Below are 25,138 nucleotides of genomic sequence, written 5' to 3'. Positions count from 1 at the left end.
GAAAGATTCCCATGACCACCAACTCCTCTCCTTCGTATCTGCAGCGCAGCCTGGCCGACCTGAAAAACTATGCGGGCCTGATCGGTGCTTTGCTTGCCATGTGCGTGCTGTTCTCGTTTGCCAGCGAAAACTTCTTTACCCTGGCGACCTTGAGTACCCTGTCGAACAACATCCCGACCCTGGTCGTGATGGCCGTCGGCATGACGTTCGTGCTGATCATCGGCGGCATCGACCTGTCCGTCGGTTCCGTGATGGCGCTGGCCGCTTCCGTGCTGTCGCTGGCCGTCGTGCACTGGGGCTGGCCCGTGTGGAGTGCGGCCCTGCTGGGCATGTTCGTCGCCGCCCTGTGCGGCGCGACGACGGGCCTCATTTCCGTCGGCTGGCGCATCCCCTCCTTCATTGTGTCCTTGGGCGTGCTGGAAATGGCGCGCGGCATGGCGTATCAAGTGACGAACTCGCGCACAGAATACATCGGCAGCGCCGTCGACGGCATCAGCTCGCCGATCGCGTTCGGTCTGTCGCCCGCCTTCATCGCCTCGATCGCCATCGTCGTCATCGGCCACCTGGTGCTCACGCGCACGGTGCTGGGACGCCACTGGATCGGTATCGGCACGAATGAAGAAGCCGTGCGTTTGTCCGGCATCAATACAAAACCGTCGAAAGTGCTGGTGTTTGCCCTGATGGGCTTTCTTGCCGGCGTGGGCGCGCTGTTCCAGGTGTCGCGCCTGGAAGCGGCCGACCCGAATGGCGGCGTGGGCATGGAATTGCAGGTGATCGCCGCCGTCGTGATCGGCGGCACGAGCCTGATGGGCGGGCGCGGTTCCGTCATCAGCACGTTTATCGGCGTGTTGATCATTTCCGTGCTGGAAGCGGGCTTGGCGCAAGTGGGCGTGTCGGAACCCGTGAAACGCATCGTCACGGGCCTGGTGATCGTCGCCGCCGTCGTGCTCGACACCTACCGCCGCCGCGGCGAGCGTTCATAATACCGGCCCATGGCAACCATCAAGCAAGTGGCGCAGGCGGCGGGGGTATCGTTTACCACCGTCTCGCACGTCCTCAACAATACCCGCCCCGTCAGCGACGAGGCGCGCCGCGCCGTGCTGGCGGCGGCGGAACAATTGCATTACGTGCCCAGCGCGCTGGCGCGTTCCCTGCGCAGCCGCAGCACGGGCACCATCGGTCTGATCATTCCGAACAATACGAACCCGTATTTCTCGGAAGTGGCGCGCGGCATCGAGGACAGCTGCTACGCGGCCGGCTACAGCGTGATCCTGTGCAATTCCGATGACGACCCCGTCAAGCAGCGCGATTACCTGAACGTGCTGCTGACCAAGCGTTGCGACGGCCTGATTCTGTCCGCGCTGGCCGACAGCGATGGCGAACTGCTGCGCAAGATGAAGGTGCCGGCCGTGCTGCTCGACCGCGCGCCCAGCGACCTGGCCATCGATGCGGTGGCCGTCGACAACCGCGCCGGGGGATCCTTGGCCGCGCGCCATTTGCTGGGGCTGGGGCGCCGGCGCCTTGCCTGCATCGCCGGTCCCCGCGAGGTGAGCATTTCCAACGAGCGCATTGCCGGCGCGCGCGGCGCCATGGCGGACGCGGGCGTGGTCCTGGCCGAGGCCCTGTGCGTACATGGCGATTTTACGAGCGCGGGCGGCTATGCGGCCGCGCTGGACTTGCTGGCGCTGCCCCAGGGCCAGCGACCCGACGCCTTGTTCTGCTGCAATGACTTGATGGCTTTTGGCGCCCTGCGCGCCGCCGCCGAGCGGGGCATCGCCGTGCCCGGCGAACTGGCCGTCGTCGGCTTCGACGATATCGACCTGGCCAGCTTCGTGCATCCGGCCTTGACCAGCGTGGCGCAGAACACGCGCGAGCTGGGCCGCATCACGGCCGCGTGCCTGCTGGCGCGCATTGCCGACCCCGCCTTGCCGCGCCAGCAGCGCAGCATCGCACCCGAGCTGCACGTGCGCGGCTCCAGCGTGGCCGCCACCGTACCTTCTGCAGTACCTACTTCTTCTCCTGCAACTGAACTGATGGGAATGACATCATGATCGTGGTTATCGGCAGCATCAATATGGACCTGGTCTTGCGCGTGCCGCGCATGCCCCTGCCCGGCGAAACCCTGACGGGCGGCGCGTTTAGAACTATTCCTGGCGGCAAGGGCGCCAACCAGGCCGTGGCCTGCGCGCGCCTGAGCGGCAAGGTGGCGGGCGCCCAGCAAGTGGCCATGGTCGGCTGCGTGGGCGACGACGCCTTCGGCGCGACCCTGCGCACGGCCCTCGTGGGTGACGGCATCATCGACAGCCACGTCACCACCTTGCCGGGCGTCGCTTCCGGCATCGCTTCCATCCTCGTCGACGACAACGGCCAGAACAGCATCGTGATCGCCGGCGGCGCCAACGATCTGCTCAGCCCCGCGCACATCGACGCGGCGAAAGAGCTGATCGAGCAGGCGGACATCGTCGTGCTGCAGCTGGAAACGCCGATGGCCACCGTCGTGCACGCGATCAAACTGGCCCGCTCGCTGGGCAAGACCGTGGTGCTGAACCCGGCCCCGGCGGCCAGCTTGCCGGACGGCGTGCTGGAACTGGTCGACTACCTGATTCCGAATGAAATCGAAGCGGCCATGCTGGCCGGCGTCAGCCCGGATGGCGCCGATGCCCAGGCGCTGGCGGCGGCGCTGCAAAAGCTGGGCAGCGACAACGTCATCATCACGCTCGGCTCCAAGGGCGTGCATGCGTCCCTGTATGGCGGCGATTTCACGTTTCCTGCCGAAGCGGTGCAGGCGGTCGACACGACGGCCGCCGGCGACACCTTCATCGGCGGCTTTGTCGCGGGCCTGGCGTCCGGCATGGACGAGGCGGAATCCATCCAGCAAGGCCAGCGCGCGGCCGCCTGGAGCGTCACCAAGCCCGGCGCGCAAACCTCGATCCCCCACTTGCACGAGCTGTTCTAACGACACCACGCCCATGAAAAAATCACCGCTGCTGAATATTGCACTGTCGCAACTGATCGCGTCGCTGGGGCATGGCGACATGCTCGTCATCGGCGATGCGGGCTTGCCGTCGCAGCCGGGCGTGCCCCTGATCGACCTGGCCCTGACGCGCGGCATTCCCGGCTTCATCGATACCGTGAATACCGTGCTGAGCGAAATGCAGGTGGAATACCATTTGCTCGCCAGCGAGTTGCCGCAGCACAATCCGGCCATGGCGGCGCAGGTGGCGGCCCTGGGCTTGCCCGATGCGCGCCAGGTGACGCACGAGGAGTTCAAGCAATTGAGCAAGGGCGCGCGCGCTATCGTGCGTACGGGCGAATGCAGTCCGTATGCCAACATCATTTTGGTCGCCGGCGTCGTGTTCTAGCGCAAACAATGGCGACATTGTTTGCCAAAAACATCAACGCTATTGTTCTCACTGAAATAATTATCCAATGGCAAAAGGGGCGGCTACAATAGCCTTACCCCTGCCAGCTCGGCAGCTTCCTGTGGTGTTCCGCCATGCCGATGAAAGCCCCCGACGCTTTCCGCCTAGTCTTGCCGCTCGCCGGCAGGCTGGCGCGCGGCTGGCGCGGCCTTTTCTTCCTGCTGCTGTGTCTGGCCACACAAGCCCGGGCGCTGGAACCCGTCTCCCTGCAGCTCAATTTCACGCACCAGTTCCAGTTCGCCGGCTATTACGCGGCCATCGAGCAAGGCTATTACCGCGAGGCGGGCCTCGACGTGACGCTGCTCGAAGGCAGCGGCGCGCCGCGCGCCGAGGCGGCCGTGCTGGCGGGCCAGGCCGAATATGGCGTGGGCAACAGCACCTTGCTGCTCAGCCGCCTGGCCGGTAAACCCGTGGTGGTGCTGGCCGTCGTGTTCCAGCATTCGCCCAGCGTGCTGCTGATGCGCCAGCATGGCGGCGCGCCCGACGTGCGCCGGCTGGCGGGCGCCCCCGTGATGATAGGCGCGCCCGCCGACGCGGCATCCGCGTCCGATGAAGTGTCGCTGTTCCTGAAGAAAATGGGCGTCGCGCCGCAGCAGATGCGCCACTTGCCGCCCAGCTACCGGGTCGAGGATTTGATCGAGGGCAAGGTCGATGCGATCGCCGCGTATTCCACCAACGAACCGGACTATCTGGACCGGGCGGGCTTTCCCTATTACCAGTTTACGCCGCGCACGGCCGGCATCGATTTCTACGGCGACAACCTGTTTACCAGCGAGCACGAACTGCGCCGCCATCCCGAGCGCGTGAAAGCGTTCCGCGCGGCCAGCCTGCGCGGCTGGCAATACGCGATGGCGCACCGCGAGGAAATGGCGCAACTGATCCATGTCAAGTACGGCCAGCGCCATGACCGCGCCCATCTGCTGTACGAGGCGCAGCAGATGGAATTGCTGCTGCAGCCCACGCTGGTGGAACCGGGCTACATGAATCCCCAGCGCTGGCAGCATATCGCCGATACGTATGCCGCCATGGGCGTGCTGCCGCGCGATGCCACGGACAGCCGCGCCTACCAGGGCTTTTTGTACCGCCCCGTGCCAGGCGCGGACCTGGGCTGGCTGTACCTGTCGCTGGGCGTGGCGGGCAGCCTGCTGGCCGTGTCGGCCGCCTTTCACTTCAGCAATCTGGCACGCGAGCGCCGCCGCACGGAAGACACCATCCGCCAGGGCGAGTTGCGCTTTCGCACCATGTTCGAGCAGGCGCCCATGGGCATCGCTCTGATCGATACCGTGAGCGGACAGTTTCTGGATATCAATCCGCGCTATCTGGCCATCGCCGGGCGCAGCCTGGAGCACATGAAGCAGACGAGCTGGATGGAGATCAGCCATCCCGACGACGTGGCGGGCGAGCAGGCCCACGTGGCGCAGCTGCTGGCGCGGCGCATGCAGGGCTTTCGCCACGCCAAGCGCATCGTGCGCCCCGATGGCGGCGTGGTGTGGGTCGACGCCTCGGTGACGGCCATCGCCACGGCACGCCATGACGGCCCACACCACTTGTGCATGCTGGAAGACGTGACGGACAAGCGCCAAACGGAAGCGCTGATCTGGCAGCAAGCCAACTTCGATACTCTGACGCAATTGCCGAACCGCCGCATGTTCCACGAGCGCCTGCGCCAGGCGCTGGCCCAGGGCCGCCGCGACGCGAGCCGCGTGGCCATCCTGTTCATCGACCTCGACCATTTCAAGGAAGTCAACGACACCCTCGGCCACCACCAGGGCGATATCCTGCTGATCGAGGCGGCGCGGCGCATCCGCGTGGGCGTGCGCGAGACGGACACGGTGGCGCGCCTGGGCGGCGACGAGTTCACGGTGATCCTGTCCGACCTCGATGATTTGCAGCAAGTCGACCGCATCGCGCGGCAAATCCTCGACGGCTTGCTGGCGCCGTTCTTGCTGGGGCAGGAGCAGGCCTTCGTGTCGGCCTCGATCGGCATCACCCTGTATCCGGACGACGCGGGCACCATCGAGGAATTGCTCAAGCATGCGGACCAGGCCATGTATGTCTCGAAAGGCGCGGGACGCAACCGCTACAGTTATTTCACGCCCGCCATGCAGGTGGCGGCCGTCAACCGCATGCGCATGGGGGCGGACTTGCGCACGGCCCTGCGGGAACAGCAGATGCAGCTGCATTACCAGCCCATCGTCGAGCTGCATAGCGGCCAACTTGCCAAGGCAGAAGCCTTGCTGCGCTGGCACCATCCGCAGCGGGGCATCGTGTGCCCGCCCGATTTTCTGGCGCTGGCCGAAAGCAGCGGCTTGATCGTGGAGATCGGCGACTGGGTGCTGCGCACGGCGGCCGCGCAGCTGCTGCATTGGCGCGCGCAGGGCCAGGTCATCGGCTTGCCGGGGCTGCAGCTGTGCCTGAACCAGTCGTCGCTGGAATTGCAGCGCGAAGTCGAGGCGCCCGGCACCTGGCTGCGCCAACTGCTGGCGCTCGATGTGCCGCCTTCGGCCATCGTGCTCGACATGCGCGAAGATGTACTCTTACCTAACGGCAATAGCATGGCGCCACGCCTGCAGCACTTGCGCGAGGCGGGCTTGCAGATCGCCCTCGACGACTTCGGCAGCGGCCATGCCTCGCTGACGCAATTGCAGCAGTGCGGCATCGATTACCTGAAGCTCGACGGCGTGCTGGTGCGCAAGCTGGGGCCCGGGGCCAGCGAACTGGCGCTGTGCGAAGCCATCGTCACCATGGCCCACAAGCTGGGTTTGCAAGTCATCGCCGAAGGGGTGGAGACCGAAGAGCAGCGCGCGCGGCTGCTGGAGATCGGCTGCGATTTTGCGCAAGGTGAGCTGTTTGCGCCGCCGCTGGCCATCGAAGCGTTCGACGCGCTGCTGCACGCCAGGCGGCCCTTGCACCCTTGAAACAGGCGCGCCGCGCTACCAGATGTTACGCAAGCCTGCGGGACGGGGCCCCCGGCCTGAACGGGCTTATACTCGACGGGCTGGCGCCTGCGTCCGGCTTTGCTGTCATGGGTCCCGGACCCTACGCAGGCAAACCTTCTTCCATTCACTCAACTCGAGGTGACCTCATGGGCATTTTCAGCAATATCTACAACAAGATCTTCCACCATTCGTCCGACGCCGCACCGGCTGCCACGCCAGCCGCCACGACGGCGCCGGCAGCGGCACCTGCGGCTCCGGATGCCGCACCGGCGGCTGCCGTTCCCGTGGTGGACGTGGAAGTGGTGCTGGTCGACCTGGCCAGCAAGAACGCGGAAAAACTCAATTGGCGCACGTCCATCGTCGACCTGATGAAACTGCTTCAACTCGACAGCAGCCTGGCCGCGCGCAAGGAACTGGCGCAAGAGCTGCACTTCACGGGCGACACCAACGATTCGGCCAGCATGAACATCTGGCTGCACCGCCAGGTGATGATCAAGCTGGCGGAAAACGGCGGCAAGGTACCGGAAGAGCTAAAGAACTAAGAAGGAAACACTTGGCGGCGGCAGGGGTATCCACTGTCACCGCTATCCAATCCCGTGGGAACTGCCTATCATGGAGTTCCCATGGCGTCATGATAGCTAAAACCAATTGAAACTATTGTGACAATCAATTTTGAATATGGGTTAAAACCCCTTACACTAGAGTCTTACTGATTCACCACACGAGAGGAAATGACATGTCGCTGATCAATACCCAAGTTAAACCATTCAAGGCAACCGCATACCACAATGGCAAATTCGTCGACCTGACGGAAGCGTCGCTGAAAGGCAAGTGGTCGGTATTCGTCTTCTACCCGGCCGACTTCACCTTCGTTTGCCCAACCGAACTGGAAGATCTGGCCGATCACCACGCCGAGTTCCAGAAGCTGGGCGTCGATGTCTACGGCATCTCGACCGATACCCACTTCGCGCACAAAGCCTGGCACGACACCTCGGACGCCATCAAGAAAGTGCAATACGCACTGATCGGTGACCCGACCGGCGCCCTGTCGCGCAACTTCGAAGTCATGATCGAAGAAGAAGGCCTGGCACTGCGCGGCACCTTCGTCATCAATCCGGACGGCTTCATCAAAGTGCTGGAAGTGCATGACAACGGCATCGGCCGTGACGCATCGGAACTGTTGCGCAAAGTGAAAGCCGCCCAGTACGTGGCGAACCACCCAGGCGAAGTGTGCCCGGCAAAATGGACGGAAGGCGCCGCAACGCTGACCCCATCGCTGGACCTGGTCGGCAAGATATAAGTCTCGATGCACGACGTAGCAAACAAGTAGTTACCGCGATGCCGGACCGGGCGTCCGGCCCGGCATTCGCCTAAATATTTGTAAAGGAAGAAAAAATCATGTTAGATGCAACCCTCAAAACCCAACTGAAATCCTACCTGGAAAAAGTGGTGTATCCGCTTGAGCTGGTCGCTTCTCTCGATGACAGCGCAAAAGCCCGCGAGATGAAGGAATTGCTCCAGGAAATAGTCCTGTTGAGCGACAAGATCACGCTGGTCGAGCGCCTTGACGCTGGCGTACGCACCCCGTCGTTCAGCATCAACCGTACCGGCTCCGACATCGGCGTGCGTTTCGCCGGTGTGCCGCTGGGCCACGAATTCACCTCGCTGGTGCTGGCGCTGCTGCAAGTGGGCGGCCACACCATCAAGTTCGACGACGCCGTGATCGAGCAGATCCGCAACCTCGACGGCGATTACGAGTTTGAAACGTTTATTTCGCTTTCCTGCCATAACTGCCCGGAAGTGGTGCAGGCCTTGAATGCCATGGCCGTGATCAACCCGCGCATCAAGGTCACCACCATCGATGGCGGCGTGTTCCCGCAAGAAGTGGAAGCGCGCCAGATCATGGCCGTGCCGATGATGTTCCTCAACGGCCAGCACTTTGGCCAGGGACGCACGAATGTCGAGGAAATCCTCGCCAAGCTCGACACCAATGCTGGCACCCGCCAGGCGGAAGCTTTGAGCAAGAAAGACGTGTTTGATGTGCTGATCGTCGGCGGCGGCCCAGCCGGCGCGGCAGCGGCCATCTATGCGGCCCGCAAGGGCATCAACACGGGCGTGCTGGCCGAGCGTTTCGGCGGCCAGGTACTCGATACCCTGGCCATCGAGAACTTTATTTCCGTCAAGGAAACCGATGGTCCGAAGTTCGCCGTGGCGCTGGAACAGCACGTCAAGGAATACGACGTCGACATCATGAACACGCAGCGCGCCGCGAAATTGACGCCAGGCAAGCTGATCGAGATTGAAACGGCGAATGGTGCCGTGCTCAAAGCCAAGACCGTCATCCTGGCCACCGGTGCCCGCTGGCGCGAAATCAACGTGCCGGGCGAGAAGGAATACCGCAACCACGGTGTCGCCTACTGCCCGCACTGCGATGGTCCCTTGTTCAAGGGCAAGCGCGTGGCCGTGATCGGCGGCGGCAACTCGGGTGTGGAAGCGGCGATCGACCTGGCCGGCCTCGTGAAACACGTGACCCTGATCGAGTTCGGCGCGGAACTGCGCGCCGATGCGGTGCTGCAGCGCAAGCTGCACAGCCTGCCCAACGTGACCGTGATCACCTCGGCGCAAACCACCGAGATCCACGGCGATGGCAAGATCGTCAATGGCCTCAGTTACACGGACCGGGTCAGCGGCGCGTCGAACAAGGTCGAGCTGGAAGGCGTCTTCGTGCAAATCGGCCTGGTGCCGAACACGGAGTGGCTCAAGGGCACGGTCGCGCTGTCGCGCCACGGCGAAATCGAAGTGGACGCCCGCGGCCAGACCTCGATCCCCGGCGTGTTCGCGGCCGGCGACGTCACCACCGTGCCGTACAAGCAGATCATCATCGCCACCGGCGAAGGCGCCAAGGCAGCCTTGTCCGCCTTTGACCACCTGATCCGCTCGGACGACGAGGAAGTGGTCGACGAGTCCGCGGCGAAAGAAGCATTGACGGCGTAAATCGTCACGCTGGAAAAAACCGGAACGGCCGCGGGGCCCTTCCGGTTTTTTTATGCGTAAAGAAACTTAACTGCCCGCGTACAGGGGATTGGCGGCCACGTACACCGCGATGCCGTCGACGGCCATGTCCTTCGGTGCGATCTCGGCCAGGGCGAAGACGGTCTTGTTGTTAAAAGTTTGCACGTGCCATGTAAAACGCTGGCCGGCGCGCGCGATGGTGACGGTTTCGCCGCGCGTGACGTTGATGTGGCGCGTATCGGGCTGCAGCTCGATGCTGCGCTGGGCGGCGGCGTGGGGGGCGCTGCTGCCATAGTCGGCGGCCGTGCCCGTGGGGCCGGCGGCGATCGCCGAGGTGGCAACGGTGGTGAGGGCGGCGCACAGGATGGCCAGGGCGCTGCGGTGGGTGTTCAACATATCAATCTCCAAGAATTAGCCTGGCGCGCCGAATAAGCGCGCCATGTTGTCGTTGTGGCTGCACCGGGATCGCCGGTTTTTGCAACACGGCATCGTAAGCGGTTCTTGGCCGATCTGCAAAGCTGTATTTCCTGTCTATATTTCCACGGTGGCCGCCAGCGGCACGTCCGGCGCCATGTGGCTGGTCAGCACGATGCACTGGCGCGCCAGGCGCGATGGCTCGGCCAGGCGCGCGCGCAAGTAAGCCATGGCGGCCGCGTCGAGGCCATTGAACGGCTCGTCGATCAGCAGCAGGCGCACGGGCAAGGCCAGGGCCAAGGCCAGCTGCAGTTTTTTATGCTGGCCCAGCGAGAGGGCGTTGATGCTTTGCTGCAAGGTTGGCAGCAGGGCAAACGCGCTCAGCTCATCGTTCAGCAGGGCCTGGTCGCTGCCCGGGTACAGGGCCAGGTGCAGGTCGAGAAACTCGTACACCTGCAGCCAGGGCAGGGCGGGTGCATCGCCGCCGCAATAGAAGGCCTGGGCGCGGTAGGCCAGCGGCATGAAGCCGCTGTCGATATCGTTCAGGCGGATGGCGCCGCGCGCGGGCAGCAGGGCGCCGCTCGCCAGCTTCAGCAGGGTTGTCTTGCCGGCGCCGTTGGCGCCGCGCAGCCAGGTGACGCCGGGGCCGAATTGCTGGTTGAATCCCTGGAACACGCTGTGCGTGGGGAAGTGAAAATCGAGGTGCTCGATGTGCAGAGTGGGACGACAGGCATTCAATTCCATAATTCGCTTCCGATGGCGCTCAAGGCAAGGATGGACAGGACGACGAGGGCGACACGCCCGCGTGCCGTCAGGCGGGGCAGGCCGACGATGGCCAGCAGGGCGACGCTGGCGGTGATGGCATACACCCTGGTCGCGCGCTGCTGCAAGGCGGCGGGATCGGTGGCGTACAGCAAGACGCCGGCGGCCAGCAGCACGGCAAACGCTGGCAGCAGGCTGGCCGCGCAAGCCAGGCGCGTCAGGGCCGTACTGGCCAGGGGCCAGGCGTTCAGCACGGGGCGCAGCACGGCGATCTGCTCGCGCACGGCCTTGTCGCCGCGGTCCGTCACAATGACCAGGCTGGCGCTGGCCAGTAAACCGAGCAGCGGCGCGGGCACGAGGGGCGCGCGCAGCAGCCAGGCCAGCATGCTGGCGCCGGCCGTAGCCAGCAGCACGCTTTGCTGCAGGCCAATCACATTTTCATTGCGCCAGAACGGCAGCCAGAACAGCTGGCGCCACAGGAAGACGCTGCGCCAACGGGGGGGCTGCGGCACATAGGTGCTCATCGTGGGCGCCCGCGCCCTTTGGGCGGGGTGCGGCGCGCGCAGGCGCTGTGCCATGATGAGCGTCGTCAGCAGCCAGGCCAGCAGCCAGGCGGCGAGGGTGGCGGCCATGCCGGGCGCGACGACCGGGCGCAGCCAGGGCGGCGACTGCAGCAGCCAGATGCTGGCCGAGACGGCGTACGCGAGGCCCAGCGGCAGCATCAGCAGGCCGGCCACGGCCACATCGGCTTGCCAGCGCAGGCGCGGCGGCAAGGGCAGCTGGCGCAGCCAGGCGGCGGTATGCGCCGGCAGCAATCGCTTGCGCAGCAGCCAGGCGGGCAGGCAAGTGAGCACGGTCTGCGTGCCGATGATGCCCAGGGCGGCGGGCCAGGGCAGGGTCACGGCGAGAAAGCCGGGCAGGGCGATGACGCTGAGCAAGCCCAGCAGGACGGGACCGGCCAGGAACACGAGAATCTCCATGGAACTGGCCAGGCTGGCGGCAAATTGCAGCAAAGCATGATGGGCCAGGCGCAAGCGCAGGGCGAGGTAGGGGGAAAAGCTGCGGGGCAGGCGCATCAAGGCGTGGACTGAGTCAGGGTAGCGCTGATTCTAGTGCATTTGCTGTTCCAGAATGGGAAAAGCCCTTCGGTTCCAGGAACCAAAGGGCTTTTCTTTTATTGGCGGAGCGGACGGGACTCGAACCCGCGACCCCCGACGTGACAGGCCGGTATTCTAACCAACTGAACTACCACTCCAAGCTCGTATGATCTGTGTTGCTGATCCATGAAGCACTGGATAATTTTCTGTATTGGTGGTGGGTGCTGAGAGGCTCGAACTCCCGACCTACGCCTTGTAAGGGCGCCGCTCTACCAACTGAGCTAAGCACCCGCATACCCAGAAAACTATCCCGACGTTTGTCACCACGTCTGGAAGAGGCACTATTATAGGGGGCGCTTTCGTGCTTGTGCAACTATTCTTGAGGGGGAATGGCAGTTTTTTTGCTGAAAAGCGCAAAAATGTTCAAGGAAGGGAGTACTGGCGTGATTTCTGCTGCTGAAATGGGAAAAGCCCTTCGGTTCCAGGAACCAAAGGGCTTTTCTTTTATTGGCGGAGCGGACGGGACTCGAACCCGCGACCCCCGACGTGACAGGCCGGTATTCTAACCAACTGAACTACCACTCCAAGCTCGTATGATCTGTGTTGCTGATCCATGAAGCACTGGACAGTTTTCTGATTTGGTGGGTGCTGAGAGGCTCGAACTCCCGACCTACGCCTTGTAAGGGCGCCGCTCTACCAACTGAGCTAAGCACCCGTTGCTTGTCTCAGAAAACCATCCCGACGTTTGTCACCACGTCTGGAAGAGGCGCTATTATAGGATGGCTAAAATCCTTCTGCAAGCGCTTTTTCACATTATTCTGTGATATTCCACTGCGACAGCATCCACGCCATATTGAAGGCGTTTTCCTGGATGGCGTTATAGCGGCCCGACGCGCCGCCGTGGCCGGCGCCCATATTCGTTTTCAGCAGCAGGGGATTGCCGTCCGTTTTATAGGCGCGCAGCTTGGCCACATACTTGGCCGGTTCCCAGTACATGACCTGGCTGTCGTTCAGGCCCGTCGTCACCAGCATGGCCGGGTAATTCTTGCGCGCAATGTTGTCGTACGGCGAGTAGCTGAGCATGTAGTCGTAGGCCGCCTTCTGGTTCGGGTCGCCCCATTCCAGGTACTCTCCCGTGGTCAGCGGCAGGCTGGCGTCCATCATGGTGTTCATCACGTCGACGAAGGGCACGGCCGCGTGCACGGCGTGGAACAGTTCGGGGCGCATGTTGACGACGGCGCCCATCAGCAAGCCGCCGGCGCTGCCGCCCTGGATGATCAGGCGGTTCGGGCTCGTCCATTTTTCGCGCACCAGGTAGTCGGCGCTGTCGATGAAGTCATGGAAGGTGTTTTTCTTCTTCATCAGCATGCCGTCTTCATGCCACGCTTCGCCCATGTCGGTGCCGCCGCGGATATGCGCTTGCGCATAGATGACGCCCCGCTCCAGCAGGCTGATGCGGCTGATGGAAAAAGTGGCTTCCGTCGAGATGCCATACGAACCGTACGAGTACAGCAGCAGCGGCGCGGAACCGTCGAGCTTGACGCCCTTCTTGTAGACGACCCACAGCGGCACTTGCACGCCATCGCGCGCTGTCACCCACAGGCGCTGCGTGGTGTAGCGGCTGCCGTCAAAGCCGCCGACGATTTCCTGCTGCTTCAGTACCGTGCGCTGGCCATCCTTCATGCTGACATCGATGATGGTGGGCGGCGTGACAGGCGACTGGTACGACATGCGAAATTGCGTGGCCGAAAACTCCGGCGTGCCGACGGCCGTGGCCAGGTAGACGGGGTCGTCGAACTGCACCGTCTTCCAGTTCTTTTGCGCAAAATCAAAGATGCGCGCGCGGTTCAAGGCACGCGCCTTTTCCATCACCACCAGATAGCCCTGGAAGGCGTCGATGGACTGGATCACGGCATCCTTGTTGTGCGGTACGACGGGCTTCCAGTTCTTCGGCTGCGGCGCAGACAGGGGCGCGCTGACGACGCGGAAATTCTTCGCATCCTTGTTGGTGAGAATGTACAGCTGGCCGTCGCGGTGCTCGACGCCGTAGCGGTGGCCCTTCTCGCGTTTCAGCACGCTCTGGAAACTGCCTTGCGGCTTGCTCGTTGGCAGCAGCAGCACTTCGCTCGTATCCGTGCTGCCCGAAGTGAGCACGAAGAACTGCCTGTCGTGCGTGCGGTCCACATGGATGGCGAACTGTTCCACCGGCTCGTGGTAGACCTGTTGCGGCGCGCCGCCCAGGGCCAGGCGGAACACGCGGTCCGAGCGCTTGGTGGTGGCGTCTTCCTGCGCCAGCATCAGGGTGGCATTGTCCGCCGCCCAGGCCACGGACGTCACGCGCGGCATGCTGTCCGTGAGCAATTTGCCCGTCTTCAAATCCTTGACATGCAGCTCGTACTGGCGGAAACCCGTCGTGTCGGTGGTATAGGCCAGCAATTGTTCATTCGGGCTGATGGCAAACGCGCGCACGGCAAAGAATTTGTGGCCTTCGGCCAATTGATTCTGGTCCAGCAGGATTTCTTCAAACGCCTGCGCATCGTAGGCGCCGCCGGCGCCGACGGGGCGGCGGCAGTGAATCGGATATTGCTTGCCCGCTTCCACGCGCGTGTAATAGTAAAAGTTGCCCTGGCGCGCAGGCACGGACAGGTCCACTTCCTGCATGCGTCCCTTGACTTCGGCATACACCTTGTCAGCCAGCGGCTGGATCGGGGCCGTGACGGCGGCCGTGTAGGCGTTTTCCGCATTCAGGTAGTCGATCACGGCAGGATCGGTCTTTTTTTGCAGCCAGCGGTAGTCGTCCGTGACGACGGTGCCGTGGCGCGTTTCCTGCCAGGCCGTCTTGGCGGCGATGGGCGCGGACAGAGTGGCAGCGGTGGTGGTGGCGTCGGCGGCCAGCGCGGATGGCGCCAGCGTGGACAGCAGCAGGGCCGGCAGGATGGATGAGCAGGCGGCAATGCGGCGCAAGGCGTGATGTGCGGTGGACAAGGCAACTCCTTCGGTTCGTTGTTGTGCAGCAATTCTATTCTTGCTAAATAGAAAAGCCAATCATGATTTCAGTCAACACGGCGCGGCGCTTGCATCCACGGGCATTTCCAGCGATACTGTATATAACAACAGTATTTAACTGCATTCCGCCGCGAGGTGCCCTTGACCACATCTGCCTCCCCACTTCCCGAGCCGCCTGCCGCCCGCCGCTGGATAGCCCACCTGGACATGGACGCCTTCTTCGCGTCCGTGGAATTGCTGAAATATCCCGAATTGCGCGGCGAGCCGGTGGTGATCGGCGGCGGCCGGCTGCAGCAGCCCGTGCTGCAGGAAGACGGCACGCGGCAATTCGCGCGCATGCGCGACTATGTGGGGCGCGGCGTCGTCACCACCTCGACCTATGCGGCGCGCGCGTTCGGCGTGTTTTCCGCCATGGGCATCATGAAGGCGGCGAAACTGGCGCCCGACAGCATCCTGCTGCCCGCCGATTTCGAGGCTTACCGCGACTATTCGGCCCGCTTCAAACAAGCCGTGGCGCAGTTGTGTCCCATCATCCAGAACGTGGGCATCGATGAAATCTATGTCGACCTGACCGAACATGGCGAGCAGGCGCCGGCCATGGCGGCGCGCCTGAAGGCGGCCGTGTTCGAGGCGACGGGCCTGTCGTGCTCGATCGGCCTGGCGCCGAACAAATTGCTGGCGAAAATCTGTTCCGACCTGGAAAAACCCGACGGTCTGACCATTTTGTCGCCCGAGGATATTGAAACGCGCGTGTGGCCCTTGCCGGCGAAAAAGATCAACGGCATCGGCCCGAAGGCGACGGCCAAGCTGGAAGCCTTGGGCATTGTCACCATCGGCGAGCTGGCGCGGGCCGACATGGCCATGCTGCGCACGCAGTTCGGCGACCTGTACACGGGCTGGCTGCGCCAGGCGGCGCTGGGCATCGACGAGCGGCCCGTGCAGACGAGCCGGGAAACCAAGTCCGTCAGCCGCGAAACGACGTTCGAGCGCGACTTGCAGGTGGTGCGCGACCGCGCCACCCTGTCGGAAAAGCTGGAAAGCCTGTGCACGCGCGTGGCGGGCGACCTCGACAAGCAGTCGCTGGCGGGGCGCACGGTGGGCATCAAGCTGCGCTTCGAGGATTTCAGCACGGTGACGCGCGACGTCACCCTGCCCAGCGCCACGGCGGACGCCGCCGCCATCCTGCGCGCCAGCCGCGACTGCTTGCGGCGCGTGCCATTTGAAAAGAAAATCCGCCTGCTGGGCGTGCGCATCTCGACCTTGTCCGATCCGGCCGTCGTGACGCGGCAGGCACCAGCCCAGGCGGAGCTGTTTCCCGCCCTGTAGCGGCGTTTCCTACAAGATACATACCGCGCCAGACCGCGCTTTTGACGGCATTTTCACGTCGAAAGTGTAGAATGGCGTTCCCCTGGCACTACTGAAACAAACGGAAGACAAAAACTATGTGGTTCAAGAATCTTCAGATTTACCGCCTGCCCGCACCGTGGGCTTACACGCCAGAACAACTGGAAGAGGCTTTGTCCTCGAACAAATTTACGCCGGCGACCAGCATGGATCTGATGCGCCAGGGCTGGGATACGCCGCGCCCGAACGGCGGCCTGGTCCACGTGGTCAACAAGCAAATGCTGATCCTGCTGGGCACGGAAAAGAAATTGCTGCCAGCAACCGTCATCAACCAGGTGGCCAAGGCCCGTGCCGCCGAGATGGAAGAAGCGCAAGGCTTTGCGCCTGGTAAAAAGGCCATGAAGGAATTGAAGGAGCGCGTGGCCGACGAGCTGCTGCCGCGCGCCTTCAGCATCCGCAGCAACGTCTGGACATGGATCGATCCCGTCAACGGCTGGCTGGTGGTCGATGCGGCCAGCCCGGCGAAAGCCGACGAAGTCATCAAGCTGCTGCTGAAAGCCGTCGATAAATTGCCGCTGGAAAGCCTGCGCGTGCAGCGCTCGCCCGTGGCGGTGATGACGGAGTGGCTGCAGGCGGACGACGCGCCTGCCGGCTTCACGGTCGACATGGACACGGAATTGCGCGCCACGGGCGAGAGCAAGGCCACCGTGCGCTACGTGCGCCACACCCTGGAAGCGGACGACGTGCGCCGCCACATCGCGGCCGGCAAGCAGTGCACGCGCCTGGCCATGACGTGGAACGACAAGATCTCGTTCGTGCTGACGGAGTCGCTGGCGATCAAGAGCGTCAAGCCGCTGGACGTGATCAAGGAAACGGAATCGAGCACGAAGAACGACGAAGAGCGTTTCGACGGCGACGTGATGCTGATGACGGGCGAGCTCTCCAAGCTGATGGCCGACGTGGTCGAAGCGCTGGGCGGCGAAGCGACTGCATAAAAGCAGTTATATCGGTATGGAAAAGGAGCTTCGGCTCCTTTTTTTCGTCTGTGCAATATGCGGGCGCATAAAAAAAGCGCCTTGCACGGTGAAGTGCAAGGCGCTTTCCAGACAAGCTAATTCACAACGTCAAATTAGAACTTGTAGTTGCCGGTGATGTAGAACGAACGCATCATTGGATCGGCGTAGCGTGGGTCGAAGCCGACCTGGTGGCCCGACGACGCGCGCAGCGACAGCGGCGGTGCACGGTCGAACAGGTTTTTGATACCTGCGCGTATCGTGGTTTGCTTGTCAAAGGCGAAACGTGCTTGCCAGTCGAACGTGGTGTACGACGGTACTTGCAGGCGGAAGTTTTTCTCTTCTTTCTGAGTAGCGAGGTTGTACACGGTAGCGGCTGCGTCGGTGTAGCCGTTACGGTAGTTGACCGTGACCGTGTTGCTCAGACGGCCCGTGTCCAGGGTCGTCGTCAGCTTCATCAGGTTACGGAACGTGACTTCGTTGGTGTCGCCGAAGAAGTTCATGTTGCTGGTGTAGATATTGTCGCTACCAGCCTTGGTGTAGTTGGCGTGCAACATGTGCGTACCGCTCAATTGGGCGGTCAGCTTGCCGAAGTCAAACTTGTGGTTGGCCGACAGATCCCAGTCGATACCACGGTATTCCTTCTTGCCGATGTTGACCGACAGTTTCTTGAACGAGTAGTAGGTGATGCCGGTCGATGGTTCGGTATAGGTTCCGAAGCTCGATGCATACTTGATCGGATCGGCAAATGCCTGCTCTTCGGAAACTTCCGACACAGCATTGCGCAGTTTCACATCCCACAGATCGGCGCCGAACGAGAAGGCCGCGCTAGGCTCGACACGGAAGCCCAGGGTGAACTGCTTCGATTTTTCCGATTGCAGATCCGGGTTGCCTTGCGATACGGCATTGTATTGCGTTGCTTCCGCGCGGCACAGTGCGTTACCTGGGTATGGGCAGTCAAATTTCTTGGCGGTAAAGCCGGCGTTGACCAGTGGCTGAGCAATTTCCAGCATGCTCGGCGCCTTGAAGCCCGTGCCATAGGAACCGCGGATCAGCACGGTCTGTACCGGCTGCCAGCGTGCCGATACCTTGTAGGTATTGGCGCTGTCTTTTTTGCCGACAGTTTTGTTGTTCAGCTTGTCATCGATCGCCTTGACGGTATCGTGACGGCCACCGACGGTCATTTCGAACGACTTGGTCAGCGGTGCCAGCAACTCGACGAACGCGCCGTAGGTGTCGCGGCTCATGTCGTAGGCAGGCTTGGTGTTGAAGCTGTAGATGTCGTCGCCGGTGGCGCCTGGCGATTGCTCATAGGTATAGGTGCGGTAGTCGCCACCGATACCCAGGCTGGCTTTGCCGCCTGGCAGGCTGAACAATTCACGCGAACCGTGCGTGTCGACGCCGCGCATCGTGGTCGATGCGGTACGCACGGAGCCGACGAATTGCGCGCCAGCGACCTGTGCTTGCACGGATGGCTTTTGCGTCGCTGCAAACGGGTTGAAGTCCGGATTGGCCAGGATGTCCTTGAACGCCTGATTTTTCTGGTAGCCACCCGTGTAGCGCTCGTCGATCGAGTTTTGCGACCAGGTCAGGCCGCTTTCGAAGTTCCACGCGCCCAGTTCGCCTTCCACACCGACGACCATGTGTTTGGTTTCGGTGATGGTGTTGCTGGCGCGCAGACCGAAGTCGGTGCTGCGGTAGTTGGCCGTCACGGATTTGACGTCGGCGCGTTGCGCTGGCGTCAGGTAGGGCGACACATAGGTGTTGTACAGCGCGCTGTCCTTGGCGATCGAAATCGGGATCGGATTGGCGGCGATACGCGCCGTCAGGTCGTAGCGCGAGTAGGCCAGTTCGGCGAATGCGTTCAGGTTGTCGTTCAGCTTGTACGTCGCTTTGGAGAACAGGCTGTCGCGTTTCGATTGCGGCACGACTTCCACGGTGGAGCCAGTGTCGAAGCCGCAAGCGCGTGCATTGGCGGTGGTGACGTCGAAACCTTCAGGGCAATTGCCATTTTTAGCCAGGTAAGGCGAAAACGCGGTCGATGGCGCACCGCTCTTGTAGGCAACCGTGGCGCCTGCTGGCGAAGCCGAGGTGCTGGTGCGGTCCCAGATGTAGTTATTGCCGTTGCGGCTAAATGGCACATACGAGCTAGCGGCGAACGTGCGGTCGGTGGCGCGCAGTTTCGACTGCTCGTCGTGACGGTACGACAGCAGCACGTTGAAACGGTCTTCGTCCAGATCGCCGAAACCGTAGGTGACGCTGGTGTTCCAGGCGTTGCCGCCCTTGTCTTCCGGACCGCCGTAGGTGGCTTCCAGGGTGGCGCCTTGCTGGTTTTTCTTCAGGATGAAGTTCAGTACGCCGGCGATGGCGTCCGAACCGTACAGTGCCGAAGCGCCGTCGGTCAGGATTTCGACGCGCTCAACGGCGCTCATTGGAATGGCATTCAGGTTGACCGTGGTGCCGGAACCTTGTGGCGCGATGCGGCGGCCGTTCAACAGCACCAGGGTGTAGGTTTCACCGATACCATGCAGCGATGCACTGGTATTGCCGCCCGAGTCGGAACCAGCGGCGACTGCGCCGATGGTGAAGCCTTGCATGGCAGGCAGGGCCTGGATCAGGTCGGCTACCGAAGTAGCGCCCGATTTGGCGATCGCTTCTTGCGACAGGCGCTGCACAGGCAGGGCGCCTTCGACAGCGATACGCTTGATGCTCGAACCGGTAATTTCAACTTTTTGAATTGCTTCGTCCGCCATGGATTGGCCGGAGAACAAGACGCTGCCTGCCAGTACGGTCAGGGCCAGGCGTACGCTGCGTACGCCGATTTTTTCTTTAAATGCCATTGTAACAATTACTCCGTAGTAGTTTTAATAACGACAAGCAGTACACGAGCACCGCTCAGGCCATCGGATAGAGGGCCAGCGGAGGCGTGTACGGTAGGCGGAACCACGTCGGTGGGAGGTGGAAGACTACTTAGCGCAATATTGTTATAAATGCACTTTTGACTTGTCGAGGCAAACATTATGTCTTCTCAGCAAGGAAAAATGCATGTCAACCGTGTCGGATTTGGCAATAAATTATAGATACTGAAGAATATTTTATTTATTTGTTAAATTGCAGTTTTATATTTCAATATATCAGTGTTTTAAAAAATGTTGAATGGCGTTTTTTTACAACATAAAATTATTGTATTGGCAATTCGATGTTTTACCTACAATAATTCGAGGAAAAGTGTTGCTATGCAGAATTTCTGAAAGGTCAAAAAACGTAAAAAAGCCCGCTGAAAGCGGGCGGGGCGAATTGTGACAGAGTGTCGGTCAGGCCGTTGCCGGCCTGTTTGTGCCCCTGTGCTTTGCCATCGCTTACAAGGGCTGGAACACGCCGGCGGCGCGGTTCTTCTGCACATTGTCCCAAGCGAAGATCTGGCCGTTCATGGCCACGTACACGCCGGCCGGCAAGGTTTGCGCCACGCCGCAGGCAAAGCCCAGGTTGAACAGGGCATCGGAATTGTCGATTTCGTAGGGAATCATGGCGCCCGTGAGAATCACCGTTTGCTGCAGGTTCGCCGCGCCCAGCACTTGCGCCGTTTCGCGCATGGTGTCGGTGCCGTGGATGATGACGATGGCTTTTTCCTGCGCCGCGCGGCACGAGGCCAGCACGCGCTGGCGGTCCGCATCCTGCATGTCGAGCGAGTCCAGCAGTGGCAGTTGCTCCAGCGCCACGGGCGCCGTCATGCGCGCGCGGGCAATCGCTGCCGGCAAATGACTGTCGGAAAAGCCCAGGGTACCGTTCAATTCGTTGTAGTGTTTGTCGAAAGTGCCGCCGGTGGCGAGTATGCGCAAAGTCATGATGTGGTCACGATGTCAGTGGAGAATGACGCGCATGATAGCGTGGATTGTGTCCCTTGCGTGAATGGCGGGCCGGTGCGCATCGCACCTGGAAAATTCAGCCATCTGTGAGTACACTGGTTTCTTTGTTTGCCTGCCACCCCGACTCCGTATGAAAGCGCTCGCTCCCGGTACCGTTATTTTTCACCGCCACCGCGGCTACGGGGTGATCACGTCCGTCAATCTGCTGACGGGCTGGATCGCCGCCCGTTTCGGCAGCGAAGCGCGGACCCTGGACCTGAACCTGTCGACCGACGACGTGCAGTTCGCCGATGGCGAAGCGATCCTGTTTCGCCGCGCGCCGCCGGACCGCATGCCGCACGCGCGCCTGATGGCCATGGTGCGCGAGCTGCACCAGGCCGGTTACCAGAAACTGTATCTGTATTCCTGGCCCAAGCCGTCCGGCCTGCACTGGCGCTGGCATCTGTTCACGGGGCCGCGCGACTGGATGCAGCGGCCGTGGCGCGAAGGCTGGTATGGCTCGGGCGCCGATTACAACGTCAACCCGGTGATGGGCTGGGGCGACACGCCCGGCGCCACCACTGGCGAGCTGATCGATGCCCTGGCCCGTTTCGATCCGCAAGGCCTGGCGCAGGCGCTGGGGCGCGACGACGACCATAGCGACTGGTTTGGCCGCGTCTGCGATGCTTTATTGCCGAATTACATGTACAGCCTGGACATGCAGCGCACGGCAGGCGAGCCCTTGCCAGACATGCCGCCCGTGCCGGTAGTGGCCGTGCGCGCCGGCGTGGCGCCGTATGCGGGACCGCAGATCGCCTGGCCGCCCGGCTGGGCCGGCCTGTGGCGCGGCCGGCACGTGCTGCCGGCGCCCGCCATCCGCATCACTGGAGAACCCGACCTCCTCAAGGGCTTTCAGCGCTCCTGAGGGACTTGCCGCGCGTGCGCCAGTACTTCCGGATTGAGCAGGCGCGTGCATTGACCCTGCATGAAATCGACAATGTTTTGCAAGGCGTAGCGGAAATACAGTTCATAGCTGTCCCGCTCGACGTAGCCCAGGTGTGGCGTGGCCAGCACGTTCGGCAGCAGCAGCAATGGCGAGCCGGGCGGCAAGGGTTCATCCGTAAACACGTCCAGCGCGGCGGCGCCCGGACGTCCCATCTGAAGCGCCGCTTCCAGCGCGCCCTCGGCCACTAGTTCGGCGCGGCTGGTGTTGACGAAAAGCGAGTTTGGTTTCATGCGCGCCAGGTCCTCGGCTGTGACCAGGCCGCGTGTCTTGTCGGACAGGCGCAGGTGCAGGCTCAGCACGTCGGCCTGTTCAAAGAAGGCCTCGCGCGATGGTGCCGCCGTGTCGCCGGCCGCCACGGCCGCCGCACGGCTCGCTTCGCTGCCCCACACGAGGATGGTCATGCCAAAGGCGCGGCCATAGCCGGCGATCAATTGCCCGATCTTGCCGTAGCCCCAGATCGCCAGGGTGCGCCCTTTCAATACCGTACCGAGCGTGTTGCGCGCCGGCTCGATTGACGACGTCTGCCACAGCCCTTCCTGTAAATGTTGCGCGTACGGCACGATCTTGCGTTGCGCCGCCATGATCAGCGCCCACGTCAGTTCGGCCGGCGCCGTGGGCGAGCCGATGCCTTCCGCGATGGCGATGCCCAGTTCCGTGGCGGCCGCCACGTCGACGTGTCCGCTGACCTTGCCCGTTTGCGATATCAGTTTCAGGTTCGGCAGTTTCGACAGCAAGGCCCGGTTGAAACTGCTGCGTTCGCGGATCAGCACCAGCGCGTCGAACGGCGCCAGGCGGATGGCCAGCTGGCCCAGTCCCCGCGCCGTATTGCTGAACACTTTGACCTCGTGGCCATCGAGCAATTGGAAACAATCGAGGCCGCGCACGGCATCCTGATAGTCATCGAGTATGGCAATTTTCATGGTGGATGGCCGATTTTAGTGAAGATTTGGTAGGGAAATAACAGGATACGGGAAATGCTGAATAGCCTACTACATTAGTCAAGCTATTCTCCTACATTTTTGCGAGAATAGCCGTTACGCGGGTGTACAATCGCCGGCACTTTTAAAGCTTCCTGATTATAGTTATAGCGCAAACTGTTCCTGCAGCCTGGGTGCATGATCCAGGTAAACGACTCCAGAGCCCTGCCCGCGTGAGCACCCCGCCCGCAGTGAGCCGCAGCCAACTCTCAACGATGCTGCCTGTCTTGCCGGAATGACCAGAATTTCTTTTATTGGTATTGGAGGTAATATGAATCAGCCCGTCATGGGTGGCGTCGCCGCACTCAACGTCCCAGCTTATATTAAACAACAGAAACTGATCAACTGGGTGGCCGACATTGCCGCGCTGACCAAGCCGGACCGCATCTACTGGTGCGATGGCTCGCAGGAAGAGTACGAGCGCCTGTGCGCCGAGATGGTTGCCAGCGGCACCATGAAAAAACTGAATGCCGACAAGCGCCCGAATTCCTACCTGGCCTGCTCCGACCCGAGCGACGTGGCGCGCGTCGAAGACCGCACGTATATCTGTTCGGCAACGAAAGAAGCGGCCGGCCCGACGAACAACTGGACCGATCCGGGCGAGATGCGCCACACCCTGAACGGCCTGTTCGACGGCTGCATGCGCGGCCGCACCATGTACGTGGTGCCCTTCTCGATGGGGCCGCTCGGCTCGCCGATCGCCCACATCGGCGTGGAACTGTCCGATTCGCCGTATGTCGCCGTCAACATGAAGATCATGACCCGCATGGGCCGTGCCGTGTACGACGTGCTGGGCACCGATGGCGAATTCGTGCCGTGCGTGCACAGCGTGGGCGCGCCGCTGGCCGCCGGCCAGCAAGACGTGAAATGGCCGTGCAACAGCACCAAGTACATCGTGCATTTCCCGGAGACGCGCGAAATCTGGTCCTTCGGTTCCGGCTACGGCGGCAACGCCTTGCTGGGCAAGAAATGCTTCGCCCTGCGCATCGCCTCGAACATGGGCTACCAGGAAGCGCAAGCGTCCGACAACAACCCGGGCTGGCTGGCCGAACACATGCTGATCCTCGGCGTGGAATCGCCGGAAGGCAAGAAGCATTACGTCGCGGCAGCGTTCCCGTCCGCTTGCGGCAAGACCAACTTCGCCATGCTGATCCCGCCGGCAAGTTTTAACGGTTGGAAAGTAACCACCATCGGCGACGATATCGCCTGGATCAAGCCGGGCGCCGATGGCCGTTTGTACGCCATCAACCCGGAAGCCGGCTATTTTGGCGTGGCACCGGGCACCAACGAAAAAACCAATTACAACTGCATGGCATCCATGCGCGACAACACGATTTTCACCAACGTGGCGCTGACGGACGACGGCGACGTCTGGTGGGAAGGCTTGACCAAGGAAGCACCTGCCCACCTGATCGACTGGCAGGGTAAGGACTGGACGCCGGCGTCCGGCACCAAGGCGGCGCATCCGAATGCGCGCTTCACTGTTGCTGCAACGCAAAACCCAGTGATCGACTCGGCCTGGGACGATCCGGCCGGTGTGCCGATCTCGGCCTTCATCTTCGGCGGCCGCCGCTCGACCACCGTGCCGCTCGTCACCGAAGCGCGCAACTGGGTCGAAGGCGTGTACATGGCCGCCACCATGGGCTCGGAAACGACGGCTGCCGCCGTGGGCCAGATGGGCGTCGTGCGCCGCGATCCATTTGCCATGTTGCCGTTTATCGGCTATAACATGAGCGATTACTTCCAGCACTGGCTGGACATGGGCGTCAAGGTGGGCAAGGTCAACCCGGCTGCCCTGCCGAAGATCTACTGCGTCAACTGGTTCCGCACGGACGAGGCTGGCAAGTTCGTCTGGCCTGGCTTTGGCGACAACATGCGCGTGCTGAAATGGATGCTGGAGCGCATCGAAGGCAAGGCGGGCGGCGTGGAAAACCTGTTCGGCACGACGCCGCAGTATGGCGACCTGAACTGGGATGGCTTGCCATTCACGCAAGAACAGTTCGACACCATCACCTCGATCGACAAGGCCGCGTGGGTGGAAGAATTGAAATTGCATACGCAGTTGTTTGAAAAACTCGCGTATCATCTGCCGCAAGAATTGGCAGATCACAAGGCTGCGCTGGAAAAGCGGCTGAGTGCGTAAATAAGTTAACGTACGACGGCGCCTGACAAGCGTAGCGCGCCGCGCAATAGCTTGTCAGGTGTTGAGAGTTGTAGTGGGGGAGAAACACGCCGGCATAGACTGGCGTGCTATAAGTGACACGCCGGCAATGACTGGCGTGCTAGCAAAAAGAGAAACGG

At 62.1% G+C, this 25,138-nt stretch carries 19 protein-coding genes and 4 tRNA genes; 12 read left to right on the top strand and 11 right to left on the bottom strand.

The window, feature by feature from the left end; genetic code table 11:
* Nucleotides 1–11: 11 nt before the first annotated feature.
* From AC0V2Y_RS19490 to ahpF, 8 genes are all read left to right on the top strand, one after another.
* Complete coding sequence (locus tag AC0V2Y_RS19490; RefSeq protein WP_070303783.1) at nucleotides 12–983, top strand: ABC transporter permease; 972 nt, start codon at nucleotides 12–14, stop codon at nucleotides 981–983.
* A 9-nt stretch (nucleotides 984–992) separates the two neighbouring features.
* The gene (locus AC0V2Y_RS19485; RefSeq protein ID WP_475416674.1) at nucleotides 993–2,051 is read left to right on the top strand and encodes a LacI family DNA-binding transcriptional regulator; all 1,059 of its coding nucleotides are present in this window, start codon (nucleotides 993–995) and stop codon (nucleotides 2,049–2,051) included.
* On the top strand, nucleotides 2,048–2,956 hold the full coding sequence (rbsK, locus tag AC0V2Y_RS19480) for a ribokinase (protein WP_475416673.1): 909 nt from the start codon (nucleotides 2,048–2,050) through the stop codon (nucleotides 2,954–2,956). The genes AC0V2Y_RS19485 and rbsK overlap by 4 nt, the downstream gene beginning before the upstream one ends.
* A 13-nt stretch (nucleotides 2,957–2,969) precedes the next feature.
* Nucleotides 2,970–3,362 (top strand): D-ribose pyranase, encoded by a 393-nt coding sequence (gene rbsD / locus AC0V2Y_RS19475; RefSeq protein ID WP_475416672.1) that lies wholly within the window; start codon nucleotides 2,970–2,972, stop codon nucleotides 3,360–3,362.
* Nucleotides 3,363–3,496: 134 nt separating this feature from the next.
* Nucleotides 3,497–6,340 carry an EAL domain-containing protein gene (locus AC0V2Y_RS19470; RefSeq protein WP_475416671.1) on the top strand — a complete coding sequence of 948 codons (2,844 nt, stop codon included), beginning with the start codon at nucleotides 3,497–3,499 and terminating at the stop codon, nucleotides 6,338–6,340.
* Nucleotides 6,341–6,507: 167 nt separating this feature from the next.
* Nucleotides 6,508–6,903: a DUF3597 domain-containing protein gene (locus tag AC0V2Y_RS19465; RefSeq protein WP_475416670.1), complete on the top strand. Its 396-nt coding sequence runs from the start codon at nucleotides 6,508–6,510 to the stop codon at nucleotides 6,901–6,903.
* Between the two features lie 194 nt (nucleotides 6,904–7,097).
* Entirely contained in the window at nucleotides 7,098–7,661 is a 564-nt protein-coding gene (gene ahpC, locus AC0V2Y_RS19460) for an alkyl hydroperoxide reductase subunit C (protein ID WP_070219447.1), read from the top strand.
* Between the two features lie 98 nt (nucleotides 7,662–7,759).
* The gene (gene ahpF / locus AC0V2Y_RS19455; RefSeq protein WP_475416669.1) at nucleotides 7,760–9,355 is read left to right on the top strand and encodes an alkyl hydroperoxide reductase subunit F; all 1,596 of its coding nucleotides are present in this window, start codon (nucleotides 7,760–7,762) and stop codon (nucleotides 9,353–9,355) included.
* A 66-nt stretch (nucleotides 9,356–9,421) separates the two neighbouring features.
* Here ahpF and AC0V2Y_RS19450 read toward each other — a convergent pair whose 3' ends face one another.
* From AC0V2Y_RS19450 to AC0V2Y_RS19415, 8 genes are all read right to left on the bottom strand, one after another.
* Entirely contained in the window at nucleotides 9,422–9,769 is a 348-nt protein-coding gene (locus AC0V2Y_RS19450) for a CzcE family metal-binding protein (protein WP_475416668.1), read from the bottom strand.
* A 135-nt stretch (nucleotides 9,770–9,904) separates the two neighbouring features.
* The gene (locus tag AC0V2Y_RS19445) at nucleotides 9,905–10,531 is read right to left on the bottom strand and encodes an ABC transporter ATP-binding protein (RefSeq protein ID WP_475416667.1); all 627 of its coding nucleotides are present in this window, start codon (nucleotides 10,529–10,531) and stop codon (nucleotides 9,905–9,907) included.
* Nucleotides 10,522–11,625, bottom strand: coding sequence for a hypothetical protein (locus AC0V2Y_RS19440; protein ID WP_475416730.1), 1,104 nt, complete (start codon nucleotides 11,623–11,625; stop codon nucleotides 10,522–10,524). Before AC0V2Y_RS19440 ends, AC0V2Y_RS19445 begins: the two co-directional genes overlap by 10 nt.
* A gap of 102 nt (nucleotides 11,626–11,727) precedes the next feature.
* Nucleotides 11,728–11,804: transfer RNA gene (locus AC0V2Y_RS19435), tRNA-Asp, on the bottom strand.
* 57 nt (nucleotides 11,805–11,861) lie between these two features.
* Nucleotides 11,862–11,937 (bottom strand) — tRNA-Val (locus AC0V2Y_RS19430).
* A gap of 217 nt (nucleotides 11,938–12,154) precedes the next feature.
* Nucleotides 12,155–12,231, bottom strand: a tRNA-Asp gene (locus tag AC0V2Y_RS19425).
* Nucleotides 12,232–12,285: 54 nt separating this feature from the next.
* Nucleotides 12,286–12,361, bottom strand: a tRNA-Val gene (locus AC0V2Y_RS19420).
* Between the two features lie 98 nt (nucleotides 12,362–12,459).
* On the bottom strand, nucleotides 12,460–14,631 hold the full coding sequence (locus AC0V2Y_RS19415; RefSeq protein ID WP_475416666.1) for a S9 family peptidase: 2,172 nt from the start codon (nucleotides 14,629–14,631) through the stop codon (nucleotides 12,460–12,462).
* A gap of 162 nt (nucleotides 14,632–14,793) precedes the next feature.
* On the opposite strand from AC0V2Y_RS19415, the gene dinB reads away from it, so the two are divergent.
* A complete protein-coding gene (dinB, locus tag AC0V2Y_RS19410) occupies nucleotides 14,794–15,978 on the top strand; it encodes a DNA polymerase IV (RefSeq protein WP_475416665.1) in 1,185 nt (394 codons plus the stop codon).
* Between the two features lie 116 nt (nucleotides 15,979–16,094).
* Complete coding sequence (locus AC0V2Y_RS19405; protein WP_034754435.1) at nucleotides 16,095–16,991, top strand: recombination-associated protein RdgC; 897 nt, start codon at nucleotides 16,095–16,097, stop codon at nucleotides 16,989–16,991.
* Between the two features lie 134 nt (nucleotides 16,992–17,125).
* On the opposite strand, the gene AC0V2Y_RS19400 is transcribed toward AC0V2Y_RS19405, so the two are convergent.
* Complete coding sequence (locus tag AC0V2Y_RS19400; RefSeq protein ID WP_475416664.1) at nucleotides 17,126–19,849, bottom strand: TonB-dependent receptor; 2,724 nt, start codon at nucleotides 19,847–19,849, stop codon at nucleotides 17,126–17,128.
* A 519-nt stretch (nucleotides 19,850–20,368) separates the two neighbouring features.
* Complete coding sequence (locus AC0V2Y_RS19395) at nucleotides 20,369–20,854, bottom strand: asparaginase domain-containing protein (protein ID WP_034781194.1); 486 nt, start codon at nucleotides 20,852–20,854, stop codon at nucleotides 20,369–20,371.
* A gap of 151 nt (nucleotides 20,855–21,005) precedes the next feature.
* Between AC0V2Y_RS19395 and AC0V2Y_RS19390 the strand changes: the two genes are divergently transcribed.
* Entirely contained in the window at nucleotides 21,006–21,779 is a 774-nt protein-coding gene (locus tag AC0V2Y_RS19390; protein ID WP_475416663.1) for an L-asparaginase, read from the top strand.
* Here AC0V2Y_RS19390 and AC0V2Y_RS19385 read toward each other — a convergent pair.
* Entirely contained in the window at nucleotides 21,767–22,780 is a 1,014-nt protein-coding gene (locus AC0V2Y_RS19385; RefSeq protein WP_475416662.1) for a D-2-hydroxyacid dehydrogenase family protein, read from the bottom strand. The two genes, AC0V2Y_RS19390 and AC0V2Y_RS19385, sit on opposite strands and share 13 nt — an antisense overlap.
* Nucleotides 22,781–23,108: 328 nt before the next feature.
* On the opposite strand from AC0V2Y_RS19385, the gene AC0V2Y_RS19380 reads away from it, so the two are divergent.
* Nucleotides 23,109–24,980 (top strand): phosphoenolpyruvate carboxykinase (GTP), encoded by a 1,872-nt coding sequence (locus AC0V2Y_RS19380; RefSeq protein ID WP_475416661.1) that lies wholly within the window; start codon nucleotides 23,109–23,111, stop codon nucleotides 24,978–24,980.
* Nucleotides 24,981–25,138: the final 158 nt, after the last annotated feature.

The organism is Janthinobacterium sp. BHSEK, from assembly GCF_056174685.1.
The sequence above is the reverse complement of the archived record's forward strand: the minus strand, read 5'-3'. Positions and strand labels throughout refer to the sequence as shown.

Excerpts from the sequence above, each read along its gene's own strand:
- AC0V2Y_RS19445 (WP_475416667.1), bottom strand. The coding sequence starts at position 10,531 with ATGGAATTGAATGCCTGTCGTCCCACTCTGCACATCGAGCACCTCGAT.
- AC0V2Y_RS19400 (WP_475416664.1), bottom strand. The coding sequence starts at position 19,849 with ATGGCATTTAAAGAAAAAATCGGCGTACGCAGCGTACGCCTGGCCCTG.
- AC0V2Y_RS19465 (WP_475416670.1), top strand. The coding sequence starts at position 6,508 with ATGGGCATTTTCAGCAATATCTACAACAAGATCTTCCACCATTCGTCC.
- AC0V2Y_RS19405 (WP_034754435.1), top strand. The coding sequence starts at position 16,095 with ATGTGGTTCAAGAATCTTCAGATTTACCGCCTGCCCGCACCGTGGGCT.
- AC0V2Y_RS19380 (WP_475416661.1), top strand. The coding sequence starts at position 23,109 with ATGAATCAGCCCGTCATGGGTGGCGTCGCCGCACTCAACGTCCCAGCT.
- AC0V2Y_RS19395 (WP_034781194.1), bottom strand. The coding sequence starts at position 20,854 with ATGACTTTGCGCATACTCGCCACCGGCGGCACTTTCGACAAACACTAC.
- ahpF (WP_475416669.1), top strand. The coding sequence starts at position 7,760 with ATGTTAGATGCAACCCTCAAAACCCAACTGAAATCCTACCTGGAAAAA.
- AC0V2Y_RS19385 (WP_475416662.1), bottom strand. The coding sequence starts at position 22,780 with ATGAAAATTGCCATACTCGATGACTATCAGGATGCCGTGCGCGGCCTC.
- AC0V2Y_RS19390 (WP_475416663.1), top strand. The coding sequence starts at position 21,006 with ATGAAAGCGCTCGCTCCCGGTACCGTTATTTTTCACCGCCACCGCGGC.
- AC0V2Y_RS19485 (WP_475416674.1), top strand. The coding sequence starts at position 993 with ATGGCAACCATCAAGCAAGTGGCGCAGGCGGCGGGGGTATCGTTTACC.
- AC0V2Y_RS19440 (WP_475416730.1), bottom strand. The coding sequence starts at position 11,625 with ATGCGCCTGCCCCGCAGCTTTTCCCCCTACCTCGCCCTGCGCTTGCGC.
- rbsK (WP_475416673.1), top strand. The coding sequence starts at position 2,048 with ATGATCGTGGTTATCGGCAGCATCAATATGGACCTGGTCTTGCGCGTG.
- ahpC (WP_070219447.1), top strand. The coding sequence starts at position 7,098 with ATGTCGCTGATCAATACCCAAGTTAAACCATTCAAGGCAACCGCATAC.
- rbsD (WP_475416672.1), top strand. The coding sequence starts at position 2,970 with ATGAAAAAATCACCGCTGCTGAATATTGCACTGTCGCAACTGATCGCG.
- AC0V2Y_RS19450 (WP_475416668.1), bottom strand. The coding sequence starts at position 9,769 with ATGTTGAACACCCACCGCAGCGCCCTGGCCATCCTGTGCGCCGCCCTC.
- AC0V2Y_RS19470 (WP_475416671.1), top strand. The coding sequence starts at position 3,497 with ATGCCGATGAAAGCCCCCGACGCTTTCCGCCTAGTCTTGCCGCTCGCC.
- AC0V2Y_RS19490 (WP_070303783.1), top strand. The coding sequence starts at position 12 with ATGACCACCAACTCCTCTCCTTCGTATCTGCAGCGCAGCCTGGCCGAC.